The following is a 19,270-nucleotide window of genomic DNA, read 5'->3' on the forward strand; positions in this document are numbered from 1 at the left end:
GAGTTTGTCGTTTCCGCCGGCCGTCCGTCAGAGCGGCCGCACCTTCAACCAGGTGATCCGGTTGCCCTCGCGTTCGACGACCTCGAACCGGAAGCCGTGGAACGAGAACACCTGACCAACGGTCGGGATCATCTGCGCCTCATGGATCACCAGCCCGGCAATTGTGTTGGCCTCGTCATCGGGCAGGTTCCAGTCCATCGCACGGTTCAGGTCGCGGATGGTCATCGAGCCTTCGACCAGGTACTGACCGTCTTCGGTGCGCGTAATCGTCACATCTTCGTCCACGTCGAACTCGTCCGCGATCTCGCCCACGATTTCTTCGAGGATGTCCTCGAGCGTGATCAATCCGCGCAGCGAGCCGTATTCATCAACCACCAGCGCAAAATGGCTGTGCATGCGCAGGAACTCCCGCATCTGATCATCCAGCGTGGTGGTCTCCGGTACGAAATAGGGGGCGTTGGCCACTTTGAGGATGTCGAACGACTTCAGCCGGTCGGCACTGCCCTCGCCGCCGCCGGCCTGCGCGTACATGGCGCGGAACAGATCCTTGGCGTGCACGACGCCCACGATGTTCTCGGGCTGGCCACGGAACACCGGCAGGCGCGTGTGACGGCTTTCGAGGCATTGTTTCAGGATCGATTCAGGGTCTGCGTCCGCGTCGATCATCTCGATATTCGAGCGATGCAGCATGATTTCCTCGACCGTGCGGTCGCCGAGATCAAGCGCACCCAGGATGCGGTCGCGGTCCTCTTTTTCCACGACGCCTTCGGAATGGCCCAGTTGCAGGGCGCCGGCGATCTCTTCACGCACGGCAAGGATGTTGCTGTCGGGGTCGATCTGAACCCCGAACAGGCGCAGGACCCCGCGCACCAGCAGGCGCACGGCGGCCACCACCGGCGAAAACACCGTAACGACAACACCGATCACCGGGGCGACGGCCGCGGCGGCCTTTTCGGCATTGGTAATCGCGTAGGTCTTGGGCAAAACTTCGGCAAAGACCAGAACAAGCAGGGTCATGACCAAGGTGGCCAGTGCCACGCCGCTTTCTCCGAAAAGTCGGGTGAACAAAGCCGTGGCCAGCGAGGCCGCAAGGATGTTGACGAGGTTGTTGCCAAGCAGAACCGAGCCGATCAGACGTTCGTTGTCATCAGTGATCTCCAGCGCCTTTTGCGCGCCGCGCGATCCTTTGTCGGCTTGCGCCCGCAGTTTACCCCGCGAAGACGCCGTCAGCGCTGTTTCAGACCCCGAGAAGAAGCCGGAGAGAACCAGCAGAAGCAGAATTGAGGCCGTAGTCAGCCAGAAGGCGCCATCGAGAAGAGAAGGGTCAGAGTCCATCGGTCCATTTCAGGTATTGTTGATGCAATGGTTATGGGGGCGCAGATGCGCGCGATCAAGGGTTTGGCCCTAGTCTCGACCGTCATCCTTGGCAAGCGGGTGATGCTGCAACACCAGCTCCGACAGGCGCTCGTCCAGGACATGCGTATAGATTTCGGTCGTCGCGACGTCGGCGTGACCAAGCAGGGTCTGGATCGAACGCAAATCGGCCCCATTGGCCAAAAGATGCGTCGCAAAGGCATGGCGCAGCGTGTGTGGCGTGACTTTGTCGGGAGAAACACCACCTTGCACGGCCAGTTCCTTTATCAGTGCAAAGAACCGATGCCGGGTCAGGTGCCCTGATTTTCCACGCGAAGGAAACAGGAACCGGGACCGCTGGCCTCCATTGGCGGCGGCTGCATCTTCGGCTTCGTCCCGGATGGTCAGCCATGCCGCCAAAGCATCGCGCGCAGGCGGTGACAAGGGCACCATGCGCTCCTTTCCACCTTTGCCGAGAACCAGCAGCATACGTGGGTCGCCGCGGGCGGATGATACCGGTAGGGAAACAAGCTCGGTCACACGCATCCCGGTCGCATACAGAATTTCCATCAGGCAAGTGTTGCGCACCTTGTCTGCCGTACTGCGCCCTGTTTGCCTGGCCGCCTCAAGCAGGCGGTCGACTTCGGCCACGTCCAGCGTTTTGGGCAGCCTTTTCTGGCGTCCCGGGCCTTTGATCTGGATGGCCGGATTGGTCGAGCGCCAGCCTTCTTCAAACGCGAAACGATACAATTGCTTGATGGCGGAGAGGCGGCGGGCGCGGGTCGCGCGCGAAAGGCCTTGTGCGTCACAGTCAATCAGGTAGGCCTCGATCATATCTTGGTCGGCGGCTTCGAACCCGGCATGTCGCCGGTCGAGCCACGCGGCAAAGTCCTTCAAGTCTCGCCCATAGGCCAGCAAAGTGTTGGTTGCGGCCCCAAGTTCTGCGGCCTGCGCCTCGAGAAACGCGGAAATCCACAAGTCTTGTGTCGCCGGAGCGGACACTGTCAGGCCCCCTTCAAAACAAGCAACTGCAAGGCGGCGCGGCGCGCCGTGTCTTCCAGGCCGACGTGTCGGAACACCGCGATGGCCGCAGTCAAGTCAACCAGATTGCCGCGCGCGCCATGCGCGAACATCTGCATGGCCTCAAGAATTGCCTCACCCAGACGGTTTGCTTCCAACATCGCGCGGATATCGGACGGGATCGGTGCCGACCATGCAAACCCTTCGGCGATGGCGTCAGCCATCGGTGAGAGCGAGTTCGAACGCTCGGGTTGGCCCGATGCCAAAGCAGCCAGAAAGGCATTGGCCTCGGGTCCGTCGGGGACAGATCGTGCGGCATCCTCGTACAGCTCGGACAACAGCAGGATGCGCCAGCGCAGGTTCTCGGTGGTCGGGTCGGACAGCTTGATCGACATCAGGCGCTCGGCGAACAGTTCGGCAAAGGGCACTTCGAGCCCGACCGAACCCATTTCTGCCCAGACTTTCGGCAGGGTCTTGGAAATCGCTTCGGGGCTTCCGGTCTCCAGCGCCGTTTCGAAACGCTGAACCGCCGAGACGCGATCCCAGACCGCGCCCGAAGCCGCAGGCGTGCGCTCGGTATAAAGGCCCAGCAGATGGTTCGGCGTAAGCGCGCCTATACGGGTCAGGCGCTCGGCCGCTTCGATCTGGGCCTTCCAACCGGCAACATCGCGCAGGTCGGCATTGGCAAAGGCCCGCGGCAACGAGGCGGTCGGAAGTCGCTCGCCGATCGCTTCGAACAGGCGAAACGTCAGCGGGTCAGGGTCTTCGGGCTGCGGCAGATATGCGGCGCCTTCGAACATCTCGGGGCTTAGGAAGCGATCCAGCAGATCGAGTTGCTCGGGCGGCAGTAATTCGAGCGCGTGCGCCGCTTCGAGTGTCAATGCGGCCGAAGCCCAGTCACCTCTGCGGGCCTTGCAGAAGACCTGCGCGGAGTAATCCCGCGACAAATGCGGTTGCGCGATCAGCGCAGTGCAGCTGCGGTCTTCGTCGCCGGTCAGCAGAGTTGCGTCAAACCATCGTTTGAACCGCTCAGGCGTATCGGTGGGGCCGGCAAGCTGCACCAAGGATTGCGTCGGATCGGCGGCACCCAGCTGCATCAGGCGATCCAGCCGCGCCAGAAGGAGCTCGTCTGGCTCATTGGAATTTGCCGGCGCTCGGGCCTCGGTCAGCAAAAGTGTGAACAACAGCCGCTGCATGGCTGGGTTCGATTTGACCGGCACGCGCGCGATAAGATCGGCCAGCCGGGCCGGATCGCTGGGCAGCCACAGATCAACCGGCAGCCCCGTCGCCGACCCATCCACCAATCCCAACGGTGGCGACAGCGCTTCGAGCGGGGACACCTGGATGTCGGGCTGCAGGCCGGTATCGGTAACCGGCGGCTCGAGCAATACGGTCCCCGGCAACAGGTCAGGGGCCGTCTCCAGCCAATCGATCGCGGATAGCGGTTGTTCGGTTTGCGCGGCGGCTTGGCCGGTCAGTGCAAGCGCCAGCACGACGGCCCTAGTTGACATCCAGAATTACCGGTTCGCTGATTTCGCTTTGCGGGGCCGAGAAGTCGGCGCCGAAGAACGGGCCAAGATACGCATAGGCCACCAAGCCAATGAAAAGCAGGCAAATTAGGTACAACAGGAATTTGATCAGACGGCCCATGGCTAAACGCTGCCTCAATTTTCGATTTTGGCCAAGTTATAACTGGCATTTTTCCCAAGATCACGTCATTCACAGGGAAATGAGCGAAATTAAGCATAACGTGGCGCCGGCCGGACAACGGCAGGTCTTTGACCTGCACAAAACGGTGGTTTTGGTCGGCATGATGGGCGCTGGCAAGACGGCCGTGGGGCGCGCTCTGGCCGCGCGCCTTGGCGTTCCTTTCCTCGACAGTGACAGCGAGATCGAATCGGCCGCCAACATGACCATCCCCGAGATATTTGAACGGGACGGCGAGCCGTTCTTCCGCGCCAAGGAAAGCCAGGTCATCGGCCGTCTGCTGGACGAGAAAAAGGGTATCCTGTCGACCGGCGGTGGCGCTTTTCTGAGCGAAGAAAACCGGACGATGATTTCGGACCGTGGGGTTTCCGTATGGCTGTGCGCCGATCTGGAAGTGTTGTGGAACCGGGTGCGCCACAAAGACACGCGACCCTTACTGCGCACGTCTGATCCGTATGCAACGCTGCGTGACCTGTACGAGGCCCGCGTGCCGTTGTACGCACAGGCTGATCTGGTGGTGAATTCGGACGGCGACACCGCCATCGAGGATATGGTTGACCGGGTTCTGGAAAAGCTGATGACGCGCCCGGATGTATTGGAAGTCAAATAGATGCATCAGACAGTTAACGTTGATCTGGCCGAGCGGTCCTATGACGTGGAAATCGGACCGGACCTGTTGGCTCAGGCCGGTGCGCGGATCAAACCCATGCTGCACCGTCCGCGTGTCGCGGTTCTGACCGATGAAACCGTGGCCGGTTTGCATCTGGATGCTTTGCGCAGCGGTTTGGCGTCCGCCGGGGTGGAAATGACCGCATTGGCTCTGCCCGCAGGTGAGGCGACCAAAAGCTGGCCGCATTTCGAGCGCGCCGTCGAATGGATGCTGGCCGAAAAGATCGAACGGCGCGATATCGTCGTAGCCTTCGGCGGTGGAGTGATCGGAGATCTGGGGGGCTTTGCCGCCGCGGTGCTGCGTCGCGGTGTGCGCTTTGTGCAAATCCCAACCTCGCTATTGGCGCAGGTCGACAGTTCCGTGGGGGGCAAAACCGGTATCAATGCTCCGCAAGGTAAAAACCTGATCGGTGCGTTTCATCAACCTTCGTTGGTTCTGGCTGATACCTCAGTGCTTGGCACGCTGACGGCGCGTGATTTTCTGGCGGGATATGGTGAAGTCGTAAAATATGGCCTTTTGGGGGATGCCGATTTCTTCGAATGGTTGGAGCGCAACGGCCCCGCGCTGTCGGCCGGGGACATGGTGACCCGGGTTCAGGCAGTCACCCGTTCGGTTCAGATGAAGGCCGATATCGTGGCCCGTGACGAGACCGAACAAGGCGACCGGGCGCTGTTGAACCTCGGGCATACGTTCTGCCACGCGCTTGAGGCGGCGACGGGCTATTCCGACCGGCTGCTGCATGGCGAGGGTGTTGCCATTGGCTGTGCCTTGGCGTTCGAGCTGTCGGCTCGCTTGGGCTTGTGTTCTCAGGAAGACCCGAGCCGCGTCCGCGCGCACCTGAAGGCGATGGGCATGAAGACCGATCTGTCTGACATTCCCGGAGATCTGCCGGGCGCCGAAGATCTGGTCGACCTTATGGCTCAGGACAAGAAGGTCGTTGACGGCCAGCTGCGCTTTATCCTGGCGCGCGGGATCGGGCAGGCCTTCGTCACGTCGGACGTGCCACGCGATGCCGTTCTGTCCGTGCTGCAGGATGCCTTGGCAACGTGCTGATAAGCGGAGTCAGCGGCCCCGTATCACCATCAATTCGCCAATGTTTTCGCGGGTGATGTATCCGACCATCTGACCGGTCTTGGTGCAGACCGCCACGGCCGGTGCGCCACCATGAAGACCATCCAGAACGGCCTCGAGCCCACTGGTCAAGGCCACCCGGGGGATTTGCTCTTCCATGACCGAGGTCGCGGGTTCCGACCGGGGGTGATCGCCGGCTAGCGCGGCAAACAGCCGATTGCGGGTCACAAAGCCCAACAGCTGCCCGTCTGCGCCCAAAACCGGAAACTCGTGCTGCGTTGTCTGGATCACGGCCTGGGCCGCCGTTGCCAAGGTGTCTTGGGGGGTCAGTGCGTGGAATTCGGTAATCATCGCGTCCCGGGCCAGCACGCGGCGCGCCACCGAGCGCATTGCTACATCCTGACTTTCTGCATTGGCCGCGATGAAGACGAAAACTGCGATCAGAACCAGGATCGGGTTACCGGTGCTAAGCCCCAGAAAACCGAAACCGACGGCCACGGCCTGGCCCGCAAAGGCAGCGGCCCGTGTGGCCCTGACCCTGTCCATCTTCAGGCAGAGCAGGGCGCGGAACACGCGGCCGCCGTCCATCGGAAACGCTGGGATCAGGTTGAACACCGCGAGGAACAGATTGACGTAGGCCAGCCGGCTCAGCAGGTCGACGCGGGTCGAGTCGATTTGCGCCAGCGTTTCAACCTGCATTCCCGCGCCCAGAAGGACCAGAATGCCCCAGAGGACGACGTTGACCGCTGGACCAGCTAATGCGACGGCAACTTCTTGCATCGGCTTTTCCGGCATCCTCTCCAGGCGGGCCAAGCCGCCGATGGGCAGCAGAGTGATGTCAGGAGTGCGAATGCCATACCTGCGGGCCATCAGCGCATGACCGAACTCATGGGCAACCACGCAGGCAAACAACGCCAGAACAAAAACGATGTTGTCGATGGCTGCTGGCCACCCACCGTCAGAGTAGGCGGCAAAGCCGACCCAGGCCAGCAGCAGAAAGAAGGTGACATGGACCCTCAGTTCCGATCCGAGCAATCGGCCGACGGCGAAGGACCATGTCATGACGTGCCTCGCTGTAGCTTAGAACGGGATTTCGTCGTCGTCGATGCCGCCTGATGCCGGTGCCGGTGCGCTGGACTGCGCGGCGTAGGGCTCGGAGTATCCGCCGCTGTCCTGTCCGCCTCCGTAACCGCTGCTTTGGCCGCCACCGTATCCGCCGCCCTCGTTGCGACTGTCCAACAGGGTCAGTTCACCGCGGTAAGGGCGCAGAACGACTTCGGTGGAATAGCGATCCTGTCCGGACTGATCCTGCCACTTGCGCGTTTCCAGTTGGCCTTCGATGTAGACCTTTGACCCTTTGCGCAAATACTGCTCGGCGATGCGGACGAGCGGTTCGGAAAAAATAGCGACTGTGTGCCACTCGGTCCGTTCGCGGCGTTCACCGGTATTGCGGTCTTTCCAGTTCTCCGAGGTCGCGATCCGTAGGTTGCAGACCTTGCCACCGTTCTGAAACGACCGCACTTCGGGATCGCGCCCGAGATTGCCGACCAGAATGACTTTGTTGACTGAACCTGCCATGGATTTCCCCGTTTTTTGACTAGCTTGATGGCGCCCGAATCTGACGCTGAGTTCACCTGAAACCCTATACGTCCTGCGCCCGGGTTGGAACACGGTTGATGCCCGGAATGCCACCCGGAAAATCAGTGTTTCCTTAACCAAGCTTTCATTTCTGCCTGAAATACCTATAATCCGAATGATTGCTGAACGAGCGGGATTGCTTGAATGCGTTGTCTGTTAAGTGGTTTTTCAATTGCATGCCTCGTTCTGGCGTCGACGCCGCTGAGCGCGGATGTCCTGTCGACCAAGAATCGCAAAGATATCTTTTTGAAGCAGGCCAAGATTCTGGACACGCGGGCCGCCAGCCAGTATCGCGACTCTGAACGGCTGAAACCGAAGACACCGGACGGCAGTTTCAAAAAGCGCTATTCCGGCAAGTACCGTGGTGAGTACCTTGCCATGGCGCGCCAAGCAGCGCGCAAGCACAATGTCCCGGAAGAACTGTTCCTGCGTCTGGTGCAACAGGAAAGCGGTTGGAACCCTCACGCCAAGTCGCATAAGGGCGCTTTGGGCCTCGCGCAGCTGATGCCGCAAACCGCCAGACTGCTGAACGTGAACCCGCATGACCCGAAGCAAAACCTTGAAGGCGGTGCGCGGTATCTTTCGTGGCAATACCGTAAATTCAAGTCCTGGCGCCTGGCGCTGGCAGCCTACAACGCGGGTCCGCAAGCGGTGGAAAAACATGGCGGCGTGCCGCCCTATGCCGAGACACAGAATTACGTCAAAGTCATCTGGGGCGGCTGATACCAAAGCCGCACAAAAAACCGGCCCAGGGCCGGTTTTTCTTTGGGCGCTTACTCGGCTGCTATTTTGATGACAGGCTCCATCTTGGCCAGTGTCTCCGTGGACAGATGACACTTGACCTGGTGTCCGTCAGCCAGCGTCTGGACCGGCGGAACCTCTTTTTCGCACAATCCGCCCGCAACTTCGGACTTCCAACGACACCGGGTTTGGAACGGACATCCGGGCGGCGGGTTCATCGCCGAAGGAATGTCGCCTTCAAGGACAATGTGTTTCTTTTCGACCGAGGTATCGGCGATTGGAACCGCGCTCAGCAGTGCCTCGGTATAGGGGTGATAGGGCGGCGAGAAGACTTGATCGGTCGTGCCCAACTCGACCACGTGGCCCAGATACATAACCATGACGCGGTCGCTGAGGTAGCGTACGATCGACAGGTCGTGGCTGATGAAAAGCAGTGTCGTCTTGTGTTCGCGCTGGATCTCCATCAACAGATCGGTCACGGCTGCCTGCACCGACACATCCAATGCCGAGACCGGCTCGTCCGCGACGACGATCCGGGCGTCCCCGGCAAAGGCACGGGCTATCCCGACGCGCTGTTTCTGGCCGCCTGACAGTTGGCGCGGCATACGGTCGGCAAACGCGCGCGGCAGCTTCACCAGGTCCAGCAACTCGAGCATCCGTTGCTTGCGTTCGGCCTCCGAGTTTCCGACGCCGAAGATCTCCAGCGCGCGGATGATCTGACGTCCGACCGTCATCGACGGGTTCAGCGTATCGAACGGGTTCTGGAACACCATCTGGACTTCGCCGACGGTCTTGGCATCCCGTTCTTCGATCGGCAAATGCTCGATATTGCGGTTGTCCAGCAGGATCTGCCCGTCGGTCGCCGTCTCCAATCCCATGAGGACCTTGGCAAACGTGGATTTGCCGCAGCCGGACTCGCCAACGATGGCCAGCGTTTCCGATTCATGTGCGTCGAAGCTGAGGGTTTCGTTGGCCTTGACCACTTTCTTCTCGCCCCCACCGAACAGGGCGTTTGCGGCCACCTCGTAATATTTCTTGAGGTTGTCCATCTTCAGAACGGTCTTGCCGATCGGCGCTTTTTCTTTTTGCTCCGCAACCGTGATGGGCGCGTTCCAGTCGATTTCCTGGAACTTCAAGCAGCGCGTATGGTGGCGGTCATTACCGTGGACCGGGAACATCTGAATGTCCTGCGCATCACAGCGCCCTTCCTCGAAATAGTCGCATCGCGGGCCGAAATTGCAGCCCGGTGGGCGTTCGTGCGGCAACGGGAAGTTGCCGGGGATTGCCACCAGCGGGCGCGAATTCTTGTCCGCGCCGGGCAGAGGGATCGAGCGGAACAGCGCCTGGGTATAGGGGTGCTGCATCTCGTCAAAGACATCGTGGATCGAGCCACGTTCGACCGCCTCGCCGGAATACATGACGCACAACCGGTCACAGGTCTCTAGAACCAGACCGAGGTTGTGCGAAATGAACAGCATCGATGTGCCGTATTTCTTGCCCAGATCCTTGACCAATTCCACCACGGCGGCCTCGACGGTCACGTCCAGCGCGGTTGTCGGTTCGTCCAGGATCAGAAGCGACGGCTTGGACATCAGCGCCATCGCGATCACGATGCGCTGCTGCTGGCCACCGGAGAGCTGATGCGGAAAGCTGTTCAGCATCCGCTCGGGATCCGGCAGGCGCACATCCGTCACCACTTCCAGGGCACGGGCATAGGCCTCTTCTCTGCTGACCCCTTCGTGGATCATCGGCACTTCCATCAGCTGTTTGCCGATCTTCATCGCAGGGTTCAACGAAGCCATCGGCTCTTGATAGATCATCGCGATCTCATTGCCGCGAATGTCCCGAAGTTCTTCCTTGCTCATCTCGCTAAGGTCGCGGCCCTTGAATTTGATCGAACCGCCGACGATCCGACCATTCTTGCCAAGGTCCTGCATGACACCCAAGGCGACCGTCGACTTGCCGCAGCCGGATTCACCGACCAGCCCGACAGCCTCGCCGGGCTGCACACTGACCGAAAAATCCATCACGGCCGGTATTTCCCGCAAGCGCGTAAAGAACGAAATCGAGAGCTTGTCGATTTCGAGGATCGGCCCGTCATAATCCGCCAGTTTGTTCATCTTGCTTGCTCCTCGCCAGCATTCAGGGGATCCCCTTCATCTGGCTAAAAATTTCCTGGTGGGGGCCGGGGGCTGTCCCCCGGCCGCTTTCACATCAGTCCTTCAGGCTTTCTTCTCGCAGGCCATCCGCCAGCAGGTTCAATCCCAGAACCAGTGACAACAGCGCCAGTGCCGGCGGCAGTGCAGGGTGCAGGTAGATCGACAGCAGCTTGCGCCCTTCGTTGATCGTGGATCCCCAATCCGGGCTTTCCGGCGGCAGGCCCAGTCCAAAGAACCCCAAGGTCCCCAAGAGGATGGTTGTGTAGCCGATGCGCAGGCAGAAATCGACGATCAGCGGCCCGCGCGCATTGGGCAGGATTTCCCAAAGCATGATATACCACGGGCCTTCGCCGCGCGTCTGCGCCGCGGCTACGTAGTCGCGTGTCTTGATGTCCATGGCCAGGCCGCGCACGATGCGGAACACCGTGGGCGAGTTGACGAAGACAACCGATACGAACACGACCAGGATTCCGCCCGGAATGTCGAATAGATCCAGATAGGTCGGCAGACCCCAGATGCTGTAATCGTCCGTGCGGATGACGTATCCCCCGGTCGAGATCAGCGACAGGTACAGCCAGATCGCGATACCCAAGACGCCGGTCAGCAGCGGCGTGCGGAATTTCGGCCGAGTGTAGTAGCGCGAATTCAAAAGGACGCCGATGAAAAGGATCGGGAACACGAACAGGACTGCGGCCATATAGTTCGGCACGCCGGTCGCGACGATTTCCGGTGTGACCAGCAGGTAGAACAGCAGGATTACCGGGAACGCCAGGATCAGATTGGCGAGGAACGACAGAAACGTGTCCAGCCGTCCGCCATAGTATCCGGCGGGCAAGCCCAGCGTGATCCCGACCATGAAGGCAAACATTGTGGCCAGCGGAGCAATCTGCACGACGATCCACGCACCCTTGACCATGCGACTGAATACGTCGCGGGCAAGGTTGTCGCCGCCCAGCAGATACCAGGCGAACTCACCGTCCTCGGCATTGGGCAGGGGGGTGCCGGGCACCTTGTTCTTCATGCCGGAAACCTGGACCAATGGATCGTGTGTCACGATCAGGTCCAAAGCCCCGAAGATGCCGGTGAAAACCCAGAACATGACCAGTCCAAAACCGATCATGCCGATCGGGCTGTCGAACAGCTTGCCGTACAGGCCAAGGCGCCGTTTGAAGGCAACCGACATCGCGAACAGAATGATCAGCGAAAGCCAGACCGGCAGAAATTGCTGCGAGATCGCGCCGATAATCCCGGCCCCTGTGCCCAGGAATATTCCCAGCAGCAGGTAAGCGACCACCGTCGCGATGCTGGCTAGGAAAGAATACCACAGCGCGGATTGCGTCAGGTTTCTGAGGCCGCCGCCCGAACTGACGGTGCCATCCGCATTCACGCTGACCTGCGTCTCGGGCAGCAGAATGCTTGCCAGGATCCAGGCAACGACGGATACGACCAGCGCAGCCAGGGCGATCATCATGATCGGGTTCAGAAAGGCGATAGAGCCAGTCCAGCTCAGAGGTTCCATGGTCTATCCTCACTTATGAAATGCGGATGCGCGGGTTGAGGTAGACATAGCCGATATCCGAGATCAGCTGCGTCACGAGCACCACAAAGACCGACACGACCGAGATCGCCAGCAGAAGCTGGATGTCGTTGTTCCCCGCGGCCTGCACCAGTGCCCAACCGAAACCCTTGTAGTTGAACAGGGTCTCGACGATCACGACGCCGTTCAGCAACCAGGGAAACTGCAGCATGATAACGGTGAAGGGCGCGATCAGCGCGTTGCGCAGGGCGTGCTTCAGAACGATATTCCCGAAGGACACACCCTTCAGGCGCGCAGTCCGGATGTATTGCGCGGTCATCACTTCGGTCATCGAGGCTCGGGTCATCCGTGCAATGTAGCCCATGCCGTAAAGGGCAATGGTCAGGACCGGCAGGAAGAAATTCTCGAAGGTCGGGTTCTCCATGGCCTGTGTGGCGGTGCCCTTGAACCATTTCAGACCCACGGTTGACGAGGTGAAGATGGCGATGAAGATCACGCCCGACACGTATTCCGGCGTGGCTGTCGTGATGATCGAAAACGTGGACAGGGACCGGTCCAGGGCAGACCCCTCGCGCATGCCGGCTAGCACACCAACCAATAGGGCGGTCGGGATCATTAGCACCAGCACCCAGAACATCAGGTAGCCGGTGTTGCCCAGACGCTTGCTGACGATCGTTCCGACTTCGTCCTTGAAGACGGTTGAATAGCCCCAGTCGCCCTGAAGAACGCCGCAGTAGCGCGGTGTCGTTTCCGAAGTAGAGCCGGGACGGGTGCAACTTCCCACGAACTGACCATCCGGTAGCGTGTTGGTGAAACCGGGCACCACCCCAAGCCATTGGCCGTACTTGACCAGCGTGGGCTGCATGTATCCGCGGTTCTCAAGCCAGGTGACGACCTGTTCATCGGACATACGCTGGTTGCCCTGCGTCTTGGCCAGTTTTTCCAGGTTTGGATAGAGGTTGGTCAGGAAGAAGACAACGAAGGTCAGGCAGAGTGCCGTCAACAGCATCACGCCCAATCGTCGAAGGATGAAGAGTCCCATGTTGGCCCCTGTTGTTCGGGTTCTCCGCAGATCAGTGGACCATTTTCTGGCCTCGGACGTCCGACCCCGCGTCGGTGTGTCTGCGGCTGGAAAGGGGCGCCCGCATTCGGGCGCCCCTTGAAAGGTTCAGGTCGGGATCAGGCCGCCCAACCCCATTTGTAGTGATGGTGTTCGAACGACACATGCATGTCGGTTCCGACCAGACCGTCCTTCATGTGACGGTACAGCGACCGCCAATAGGGCTGGATGGTGACGCCTTCTTCCTGGATCATTGCTTCGCCCTTGGCCACGATTTCGCGGCGCTTGTCGGCATCGGCAATGGCCAGAGCTTCGGTCAGAAGGGCGTCAAACTCGGCATTGGACCAGCCGAATTCGTTCCAGGCCTCGCCGGTGCGGTAGGCCAGTGCCCAGATCTGAACGCCCAGCGGACGATGGTTCCAGTTGGTCGAGCTGTAGGGGTATTTCGCCCAGTCGTTCCAGAACGTGTTGCCTGGCAGAACCGTCCGCTTGACCTTGATGCCCGCGTCGCGCAGCTGGGCTGCCACGGCATCGGTGGTGTTGCGGCGCCAGTCATCGTCGATCGAGATCAGCTCGTGCTCGAAATCGGCCATACCGGCCTCTTCCATCAGCTTGCGAGCGCCTTCCGGGTCAACTTTCTGCGGCGGCAGTTCGTAGTAATCCGGGTGGATCGGACCAACGTGGTGGTTTTCCGCAGGAGAGCCGCGACCACCGTAGCCAAGTTCGAGGCAGACCGAGTTGTCCACGGCCATCTGCAGCGCCTGACGCACACGTTTGTCGGCATAGACCTTCTTGCCGTCCACTTCCGCAAGCTGGTTCGGGCGGACCACGATCGTGTTCATCGTGACAACCTCGGACTTCACGTAGCCCAGGCTGTCCATCACGTCGATGAATTCACCAACCGATTCATACAGCATGTCGACTTCGTCCGATTCCAGAGCCGCCAGCCATGCCGACGGATCGGTGCCGTAGTCGATGTACTCAATGCGGTCCAGCGCCGGACGACCGAATACGGCTTCGCCCCACCAGGTGTGGTTTTCGTTGCGCACAAGCGCGGCTTTCACACCCACTTCCAGCTCTTCGATCAGGTAGGGGCCCGTGCCGACATTGTTTGTCAGGTCCGTTTCGCTGAACGAGCTGTGGATGATCGCGGCCGGATAGTCTGCCATGCCCGGGATCAACGAGATGTCCGAGTTCGGCAGGTTCAGCTTGACGGTGTGCGAGTCCACAACCTCGATCGCGCCTTCGATTGCCTGGCCGGTGTCTGCGTCGACCAGCGTAGCGAAACGGCCCGCCATCGAGTTCGTTTCCGAGCTCTTGTCGCACCAGCGCGCGATGTTGCGTGCCACGTCTTCGGCAGTGAAATCGTCGCCGTTGTTCCACTTGACGCCCTGACGGACCTTCAGCGTGTAGACGGTCGCATCGTCGTTGACTTCCCAGCCCTCCAGCAGCATGCCGCGGAATGTGCCGTCCGAGTTGTACTCGACCAGGTATTCCAGCGTGCCACGGGTGACGTTGGCGATCTGCGACCAGTCATAGGTGCGCGGATCCTTCAGCGCGCGAACTTCCTGCTGAACGCGCAGGGTGCCACCTTCTTTCTTGGCGTCTTCGCCCGCCGCCTTGGCGGGTGCGGTCAGGCCGACCATGCCGTAGGCGGCCGCTGCAGTGACACCAAGGCTGGTCGTGCGCGTCAGAAACTCGCGGCGGCTCAGCTTGCCGTCCCGATATTCCTGGGCGTGCATTTCGGCAGCCCAGTGCATCGGTGCTCCGGTCAAAGTCTTGGTTTTCATGGATGTCTCCCTGTGAGATTATTATGGGTATTTGTTGGTCCCCGTCGAAGCCAGACAGCGCCGAGCAAGGTCATTTTGGATGTGGTTATTTGAATTCTGTGCATCCCCATGGGTTCATTCGGCACCAGATTCCAATTTAGGTCAATGTTCGAAATCGTCATCAAGTGCACAAAAACGACATTTGCAGAGAAACCTGAGCCGTGGCCGCCGGGGCTGCTATCGGCAAGTCTGATTCTGGAACTTGTGATTCCCTTTTCCGAAGGGTTTCGGCCGAAAACCCCTTATGTGGCTGAAAATAAATGACTTCGGACGAGGTTTTGGTGAGATGTCAGTGATTCACTCAGCCTTGGCTCGGATCGACGTTATGCCATTGCTTCATCCGGGCACGGCACCACGTGCGCTGGCGTTTGGCGTATTGGCGTGTCGCAATCGTTGCTCTTTCGCGGGCATCGGCCAAGGTCATTCGCCCCTCGATGTGGGCCATCAATTCAGGTACCCCGATGGCCTTGCACGAAGGCAGGTTCGGGTCGTACCTGTCGCGCATCGCCGCAACTTCGTCCAGGGCACCCGCCCGCAACATCTGGTCAAAGCGCGAATTGATGCGCGTGATCAGCCAGTCTCGCTCAGGAGTCACGACGATCGGAAACGCTTGATCCAATGGCAGCAGCGGTGGCGGCGTGTCGTCCTGCCAATCCGCTAGGGTCCGGCCCGTGGCTTGCTCGACCTCCCAGGCCCGTTGCACACGGGCGCGGTTGCGCGTGTCGATCCGGTCCCGTGTCCTTGGATCAATCCCGGCCAGAAGCTCGGGCAGGGGAATTGTGTCCGCAGTTTTGCGCAACTCGGGCGGCGTTGCCGGGATGTCTGCCATACCTTCCGTCAAGGTCGAAAAGTAGAGACCTGTTCCGCCCACGATGATCGGACGCTGCGGCCCTGACAAAAAAGTCCGCACCTCGCGCAGCCAGTGGCCGGCCGAATAGTCTTGATCAAAAGCGACATGGCCATAGAGAGCGTGTGGAGCCCGAGCTTCTTCGTCGATCGAGGGTCGCGCGGAAATGATGCGCCAGCAGTCGTAAATCTGGCTGGCATCCGCATTGACGATGATCCCGCCCGAGTGTTCGGCGATCTCCAGTGCAAGAGCCGATTTGCCCGATGCGGTTGGCCCCATGATAAGGACCGGCAGATCGGCGGGTATGGGCGGCAGACTGTTCAGCAAATTGCGCGCTGTGTTTTCAGCCATGAGTGTTTGCCCTGTTCCTTGACCATCCGCATTGAACCCGCGGTGGTTTTGCTTCATTTTGCGCCGGAAAACAAACTCGTGCCAGCCCGGAGCGCAACATGACCCTTTCTGCCACCAACACAACCGATGAAACCCCCAAGACGACATACAAACGCGTCATGTTGAAAATCTCGGGCGAGGCGCTGATGGGGGATCAGGGATTCGGGCTGCATCCGCCGACTGTCCAGCGCATCGCGCAAGAGGTGAAGTCGGTTCATGATCTGGGCGTCGAGATCTGCATGGTCATCGGCGGCGGCAACATCTTTCGTGGCCTGTCGGGCTCGGCCCAGGGGATGGAACGGACCACGGCCGACTACATGGGCATGTTGGCGACCGTGATGAACGCGCTGGCCGTGCAATCCGCGCTTGAGGGCCTGGGTGTCTTCACCCGGGTGATCTCGGCCATCCGCATGGACGAGGTGTGCGAGCCCTATATTCGCCGCCGCGCTGTGCGCCACTTGGAAAAGAAACGGGTGTGCATCTTTGCGGCTGGAACCGGCAACCCGTACTTCACCACAGATACCGCCGCGACGCTGCGCGCCAACGAAATGGCCTGCGAGGCGATTTTCATGGGCAAGAACGGTGTCGACGGCGTCTACGACAAGGACCCCAAGGCACATTCGGACGCTGTCCGCTATGACTCGGTGACCTATGACGACGTTCTCGCCAAGCGTTTGAAGGTCATGGATGCTTCGGCCATCGCTCTGGCGCGCGACAACAATCTGCCGCTGATCGTATTCGGGTTGGACGAGCCCGGCGGGTTCCGCGGAATTCTGGCAGGCGAGGGGACCTATACCAAGGTTCAAGGCTAGCCAAAGGTCCGACCGAACAGCCCACATTAGTTTGCCTGGCGCCCGACTCGGTTCGGACGTTAGGTAACCCAACGCCTTCCGGTCCGCTGAAAATGCTCGGTGTGACCGGTATGCGTGTCGCTTTTGCCCGCCGGAAAGTCTCTGGCGGCTGACCGAAAAAGCGATCTTTCCCTGATCAAAAGCGCATTAAAGTGAGAGGAGAGAGAATGTCCGACAATTCAGATGCCGACTACGAGGTCGGCCAGGACAATATCCAGGTCATGGGGCTGGATATTCACAATCCGGTTTTTGCCGTGTCTGGCCTGACCATCATCGCCTTCGTCTTCTTTTCGTTGGTTTTCCGCGAGCAGGCTGCCGATTTCTTCGGCTGGTTGCGCCCCGCGCTGACCAACCGGTTCGACTGGGTATTCATGCTTTCGGCCAACATCTTCGTCGTGTTTTCGTTGCTGCTGATCGTGACGCCGCTGGGCAAGATCAGGTTGGGCGGCGACGATGCGAAACCGGACTACAGCTATGCGGGTTGGTTCTCGATGCTGTTCGCCGCTGGCATGGGGATCGGGCTTGTTTTCTGGGGTGTGGCCGAGCCGATCTCGCACTATGGCGCATCACTTGGTGGTGTCGCCGTGGGCGAGGACGGCCTGCGCACCGACTGGGCACCGTTGGGCGCCGGGCTGGAGGATCCCGACGCATCGCGGAAGCTGGCGATGGCAGCCACGATCTTTCATTGGGGCATGCACCCTTGGGCGATCTATGCGGTTGTTGCGCTGGCCTTGGCATTCTTCAGCTTCAATCGCGGGCTGCCCTTGACGATGCGTTCGGTCTTTTACCCGCTGTTCGGCGAGGCCACTTGGGGCCCGCTGGGGCATGTCATCGATGTGCTTGCGGTCTTTGCGACCATCTTCGGCCTGGCGACCTCGCTCGGCTTGGGGGCGACACAGGCGCTGGCCGGTTTGAATTATCTGTTTGATGTTCCGGTGACGGACGGGATGAAAGTGCTGTTGATCGGCTTGATCACGGTCTTCGCCCTGATTTCTGTGATCGCCGGACTGGACAAAGGGGTCAAACGCCTGTCCGAGGCCAACATGGTGCTGGCGGCGCTGCTTTTGTTGCTGGTCTTGATCGTGGGGCCGACCATGGCGATCCTGACCGGCTTCTTCGACAGCATGATCGAATATGTCGTCGCGCTGCCGGGCCTGTCCAATTGGATCGGTCGCGAAGACACGAACTTCATGCAGGGCTGGACCACCTTCTACTGGGCGTGGTGGATTTCTTGGTCACCGTTCGTCGGCATGTTCATCGCACGTATATCGCGCGGGCGCACGATCCGCGAGTTCGTGACCTGTGTCATCCTGATCCCGACGCTGGTCGGCGCCCTTTGGATGAGCGTTTTCGGCGGAGCTGCTCTGGATCAGGTCATGTCCGGCAATGGGCAGGCTTTGACCGATGCGGCGCTGGAACTGAAGATGTTCAAGATGTTCGAGGCCTTCCCGATGGCAGGTCTGCTGTCGTTCGTCGGTATCGTTCTGGTGGTTGTGTTCTTCGTCACAAGCTCGGACTCGGGTTCGCTGGTGATCGACACCATCACGGCTGGCGGCAAGACCGATGCTCCGACGGCTCAGCGCGTATTTTGGTGCGTGCTGGAAGGGGCCATCGCGGTCGTACTGCTGCTGGGCGGTGGGCTCGGCGCATTGCAGGCCGCGGCCATTGCCACCGGCTTTCCCTTTGCGATCGTGTTGGTTTTGATGTGCGTGTCCATCTTCATCGGTCTGATGAACGAACGTCGACGCAACTGAGCGTACCGCCACTGACAGAGGGCCCCGGTGACGTCACCGGGGCCTTTCTTTTCATTTCTGACTGCCTTCGAAAAAGCCGACCGAATTGCCGTCGGGATCGACCGCATAGAAGAACCGACCGGCCGGGATCTGGATCGGATCCGAGACAACCTGACCCCCGGCAACCTTGACTCTGGCCATGATCTCTTCAGCCGTGCCCTCTGCCGCCAGATGAAGGGTCGGACCGGTACCATCTGTTGCTGGCTTACCCGGATACAGATGCAAGGCAACGCCCGTTGCCGGGTCAGCGGGGCGGAACATGGCCATGGGGTTCGGGCCGGATGTGTCGACCGCAAGTTCTGCCCCCGTGGCGTGGGCATAGAATTCTACCGCCTTGTCCAAGTCGGAAACGGGCAGTTCGCCCCACACCAGAAAATCCTTTGGAAGATAACTCATCTTTGACCTCTCTTGTCTTGAGTGCCGCGAGTTTGGCATGCGCTGATGACAGAAGCTGGCATCAGACGCCCGGCTTGACCGCGCGGGGTTGGCCGGGCTAACTGACGGCGTTTGGTCCCGTCATCCCCGTGCGGGCTGCCGAACTGCCACGGCGATACCCGCGGCTGGCTGGAAGACCTGCCATGTATCGGAATTGTCCGGTGTCATG

General features: G+C 60.2%; 17 protein-coding genes. 5 read left to right on the plus strand and 12 right to left on the minus strand.

What is annotated here, in order from left to right; all coding sequences use genetic code 11:
- Nucleotides 1-27 precede the first annotated feature (27 nt).
- The 4 genes from ACR0NY_RS01380 to ACR0NY_RS01395 all read right to left on the minus strand — a co-directional run bounded on the left by ACR0NY_RS01380 (nt 28) and on the right by ACR0NY_RS01395 (nt 4,023).
- Nucleotides 28-1,335 (minus strand): HlyC/CorC family transporter, encoded by a 1,308-nt coding sequence (locus ACR0NY_RS01380; RefSeq protein WP_170338968.1) that lies wholly within the window; start codon nt 1,333-1,335, stop codon nt 28-30.
- A gap of 69 nt (nt 1,336-1,404) precedes the next feature.
- Nucleotides 1,405-2,355, minus strand: a complete 951-nt coding sequence (locus ACR0NY_RS01385) for a site-specific tyrosine recombinase XerD (protein ID WP_170338966.1) — start codon at nt 2,353-2,355, stop codon at nt 1,405-1,407.
- A 2-nt stretch (nt 2,356-2,357) separates the two neighbouring features.
- The gene (locus ACR0NY_RS01390; RefSeq protein WP_170368343.1) at nt 2,358-3,884 is read right to left on the minus strand and encodes a hypothetical protein; all 1,527 of its coding nucleotides are present in this window, start codon (nt 3,882-3,884) and stop codon (nt 2,358-2,360) included.
- Nucleotides 3,874-4,023 (minus strand): hypothetical protein, encoded by a 150-nt coding sequence (locus ACR0NY_RS01395; RefSeq protein WP_170338962.1) that lies wholly within the window; start codon nt 4,021-4,023, stop codon nt 3,874-3,876. The genes ACR0NY_RS01390 and ACR0NY_RS01395 overlap by 11 nt, the downstream gene beginning before the upstream one ends.
- Nucleotides 4,024-4,102: 79 nt before the next feature.
- Between ACR0NY_RS01395 and ACR0NY_RS01400 the strand changes: the two genes are divergently transcribed.
- Nucleotides 4,103-4,690: a shikimate kinase gene (locus ACR0NY_RS01400; RefSeq protein WP_170368344.1), complete on the plus strand. Its 588-nt coding sequence runs from the start codon at nt 4,103-4,105 to the stop codon at nt 4,688-4,690.
- Nucleotides 4,691-5,803 carry a 3-dehydroquinate synthase gene (gene aroB / locus ACR0NY_RS01405; RefSeq protein WP_170368345.1) on the plus strand — a complete coding sequence of 371 codons (1,113 nt, stop codon included), beginning with the start codon at nt 4,691-4,693 and terminating at the stop codon, nt 5,801-5,803.
- A 9-nt stretch (nt 5,804-5,812) separates the two neighbouring features.
- Here the strand turns inward: aroB and ACR0NY_RS01410 are convergent, their stop codons facing one another.
- Entirely contained in the window at nt 5,813-6,883 is a 1,071-nt protein-coding gene (locus ACR0NY_RS01410) for a site-2 protease family protein (protein WP_170368346.1), read from the minus strand.
- Nucleotides 6,884-6,901: 18 nt separating this feature from the next.
- A complete protein-coding gene (gene ssb, locus ACR0NY_RS01415; RefSeq protein ID WP_170338954.1) occupies nt 6,902-7,399 on the minus strand; it encodes a single-stranded DNA-binding protein in 498 nt (165 codons plus the stop codon).
- Nucleotides 7,400-7,603: 204 nt separating this feature from the next.
- Here ssb and ACR0NY_RS01420 point away from each other — a divergent pair, with 204 nt between their 5' ends.
- Complete coding sequence (locus tag ACR0NY_RS01420; protein WP_093961864.1) at nt 7,604-8,182, plus strand: lytic transglycosylase domain-containing protein; 579 nt, start codon at nt 7,604-7,606, stop codon at nt 8,180-8,182.
- A gap of 50 nt (nt 8,183-8,232) precedes the next feature.
- Here the strand turns inward: ACR0NY_RS01420 and ACR0NY_RS01425 are convergent, their stop codons facing one another.
- The 5 genes from ACR0NY_RS01425 to miaA all read right to left on the minus strand — a co-directional run bounded on the left by ACR0NY_RS01425 (nt 8,233) and on the right by miaA (nt 15,983).
- Nucleotides 8,233-10,320 carry a dipeptide ABC transporter ATP-binding protein gene (locus ACR0NY_RS01425; RefSeq protein ID WP_170368347.1) on the minus strand — a complete coding sequence of 696 codons (2,088 nt, stop codon included), beginning with the start codon at nt 10,318-10,320 and terminating at the stop codon, nt 8,233-8,235.
- 94 nt (nt 10,321-10,414) lie between these two features.
- A complete protein-coding gene (locus ACR0NY_RS01430) occupies nt 10,415-11,878 on the minus strand; it encodes an ABC transporter permease (protein ID WP_170363621.1) in 1,464 nt (487 codons plus the stop codon).
- Between the two features lie 13 nt (nt 11,879-11,891).
- On the minus strand, nt 11,892-12,938 hold the full coding sequence (locus ACR0NY_RS01435; RefSeq protein ID WP_170338951.1) for an ABC transporter permease: 1,047 nt from the start codon (nt 12,936-12,938) through the stop codon (nt 11,892-11,894).
- 137 nt (nt 12,939-13,075) lie between these two features.
- A complete protein-coding gene (locus ACR0NY_RS01440; RefSeq protein ID WP_170338949.1) occupies nt 13,076-14,746 on the minus strand; it encodes an ABC transporter substrate-binding protein in 1,671 nt (556 codons plus the stop codon).
- 340 nt (nt 14,747-15,086) lie between these two features.
- Nucleotides 15,087-15,983 carry a tRNA (adenosine(37)-N6)-dimethylallyltransferase MiaA gene (gene miaA, locus ACR0NY_RS01445; protein WP_254432868.1) on the minus strand — a complete coding sequence of 299 codons (897 nt, stop codon included), beginning with the start codon at nt 15,981-15,983 and terminating at the stop codon, nt 15,087-15,089.
- Between the two features lie 98 nt (nt 15,984-16,081).
- Between miaA and pyrH the strand changes: the two genes are divergently transcribed.
- Both pyrH and ACR0NY_RS01455 read left to right on the plus strand, forming a co-directional pair.
- Nucleotides 16,082-16,834 carry a UMP kinase gene (gene pyrH / locus ACR0NY_RS01450; protein WP_170368349.1) on the plus strand — a complete coding sequence of 251 codons (753 nt, stop codon included), beginning with the start codon at nt 16,082-16,084 and terminating at the stop codon, nt 16,832-16,834.
- A gap of 206 nt (nt 16,835-17,040) precedes the next feature.
- Complete coding sequence (locus ACR0NY_RS01455) at nt 17,041-18,627, plus strand: BCCT family transporter (protein WP_170368350.1); 1,587 nt, start codon at nt 17,041-17,043, stop codon at nt 18,625-18,627.
- A gap of 51 nt (nt 18,628-18,678) precedes the next feature.
- Here ACR0NY_RS01455 and ACR0NY_RS01460 read toward each other — a convergent pair whose 3' ends face one another.
- Nucleotides 18,679-19,062, minus strand: coding sequence for a VOC family protein (locus ACR0NY_RS01460; protein WP_170368351.1), 384 nt, complete (start codon nt 19,060-19,062; stop codon nt 18,679-18,681).
- Nucleotides 19,063-19,270: the final 208 nt, after the last annotated feature.

The sequence above is a fragment of the Ruegeria sp. BJ5 genome (assembly GCF_056537865.1).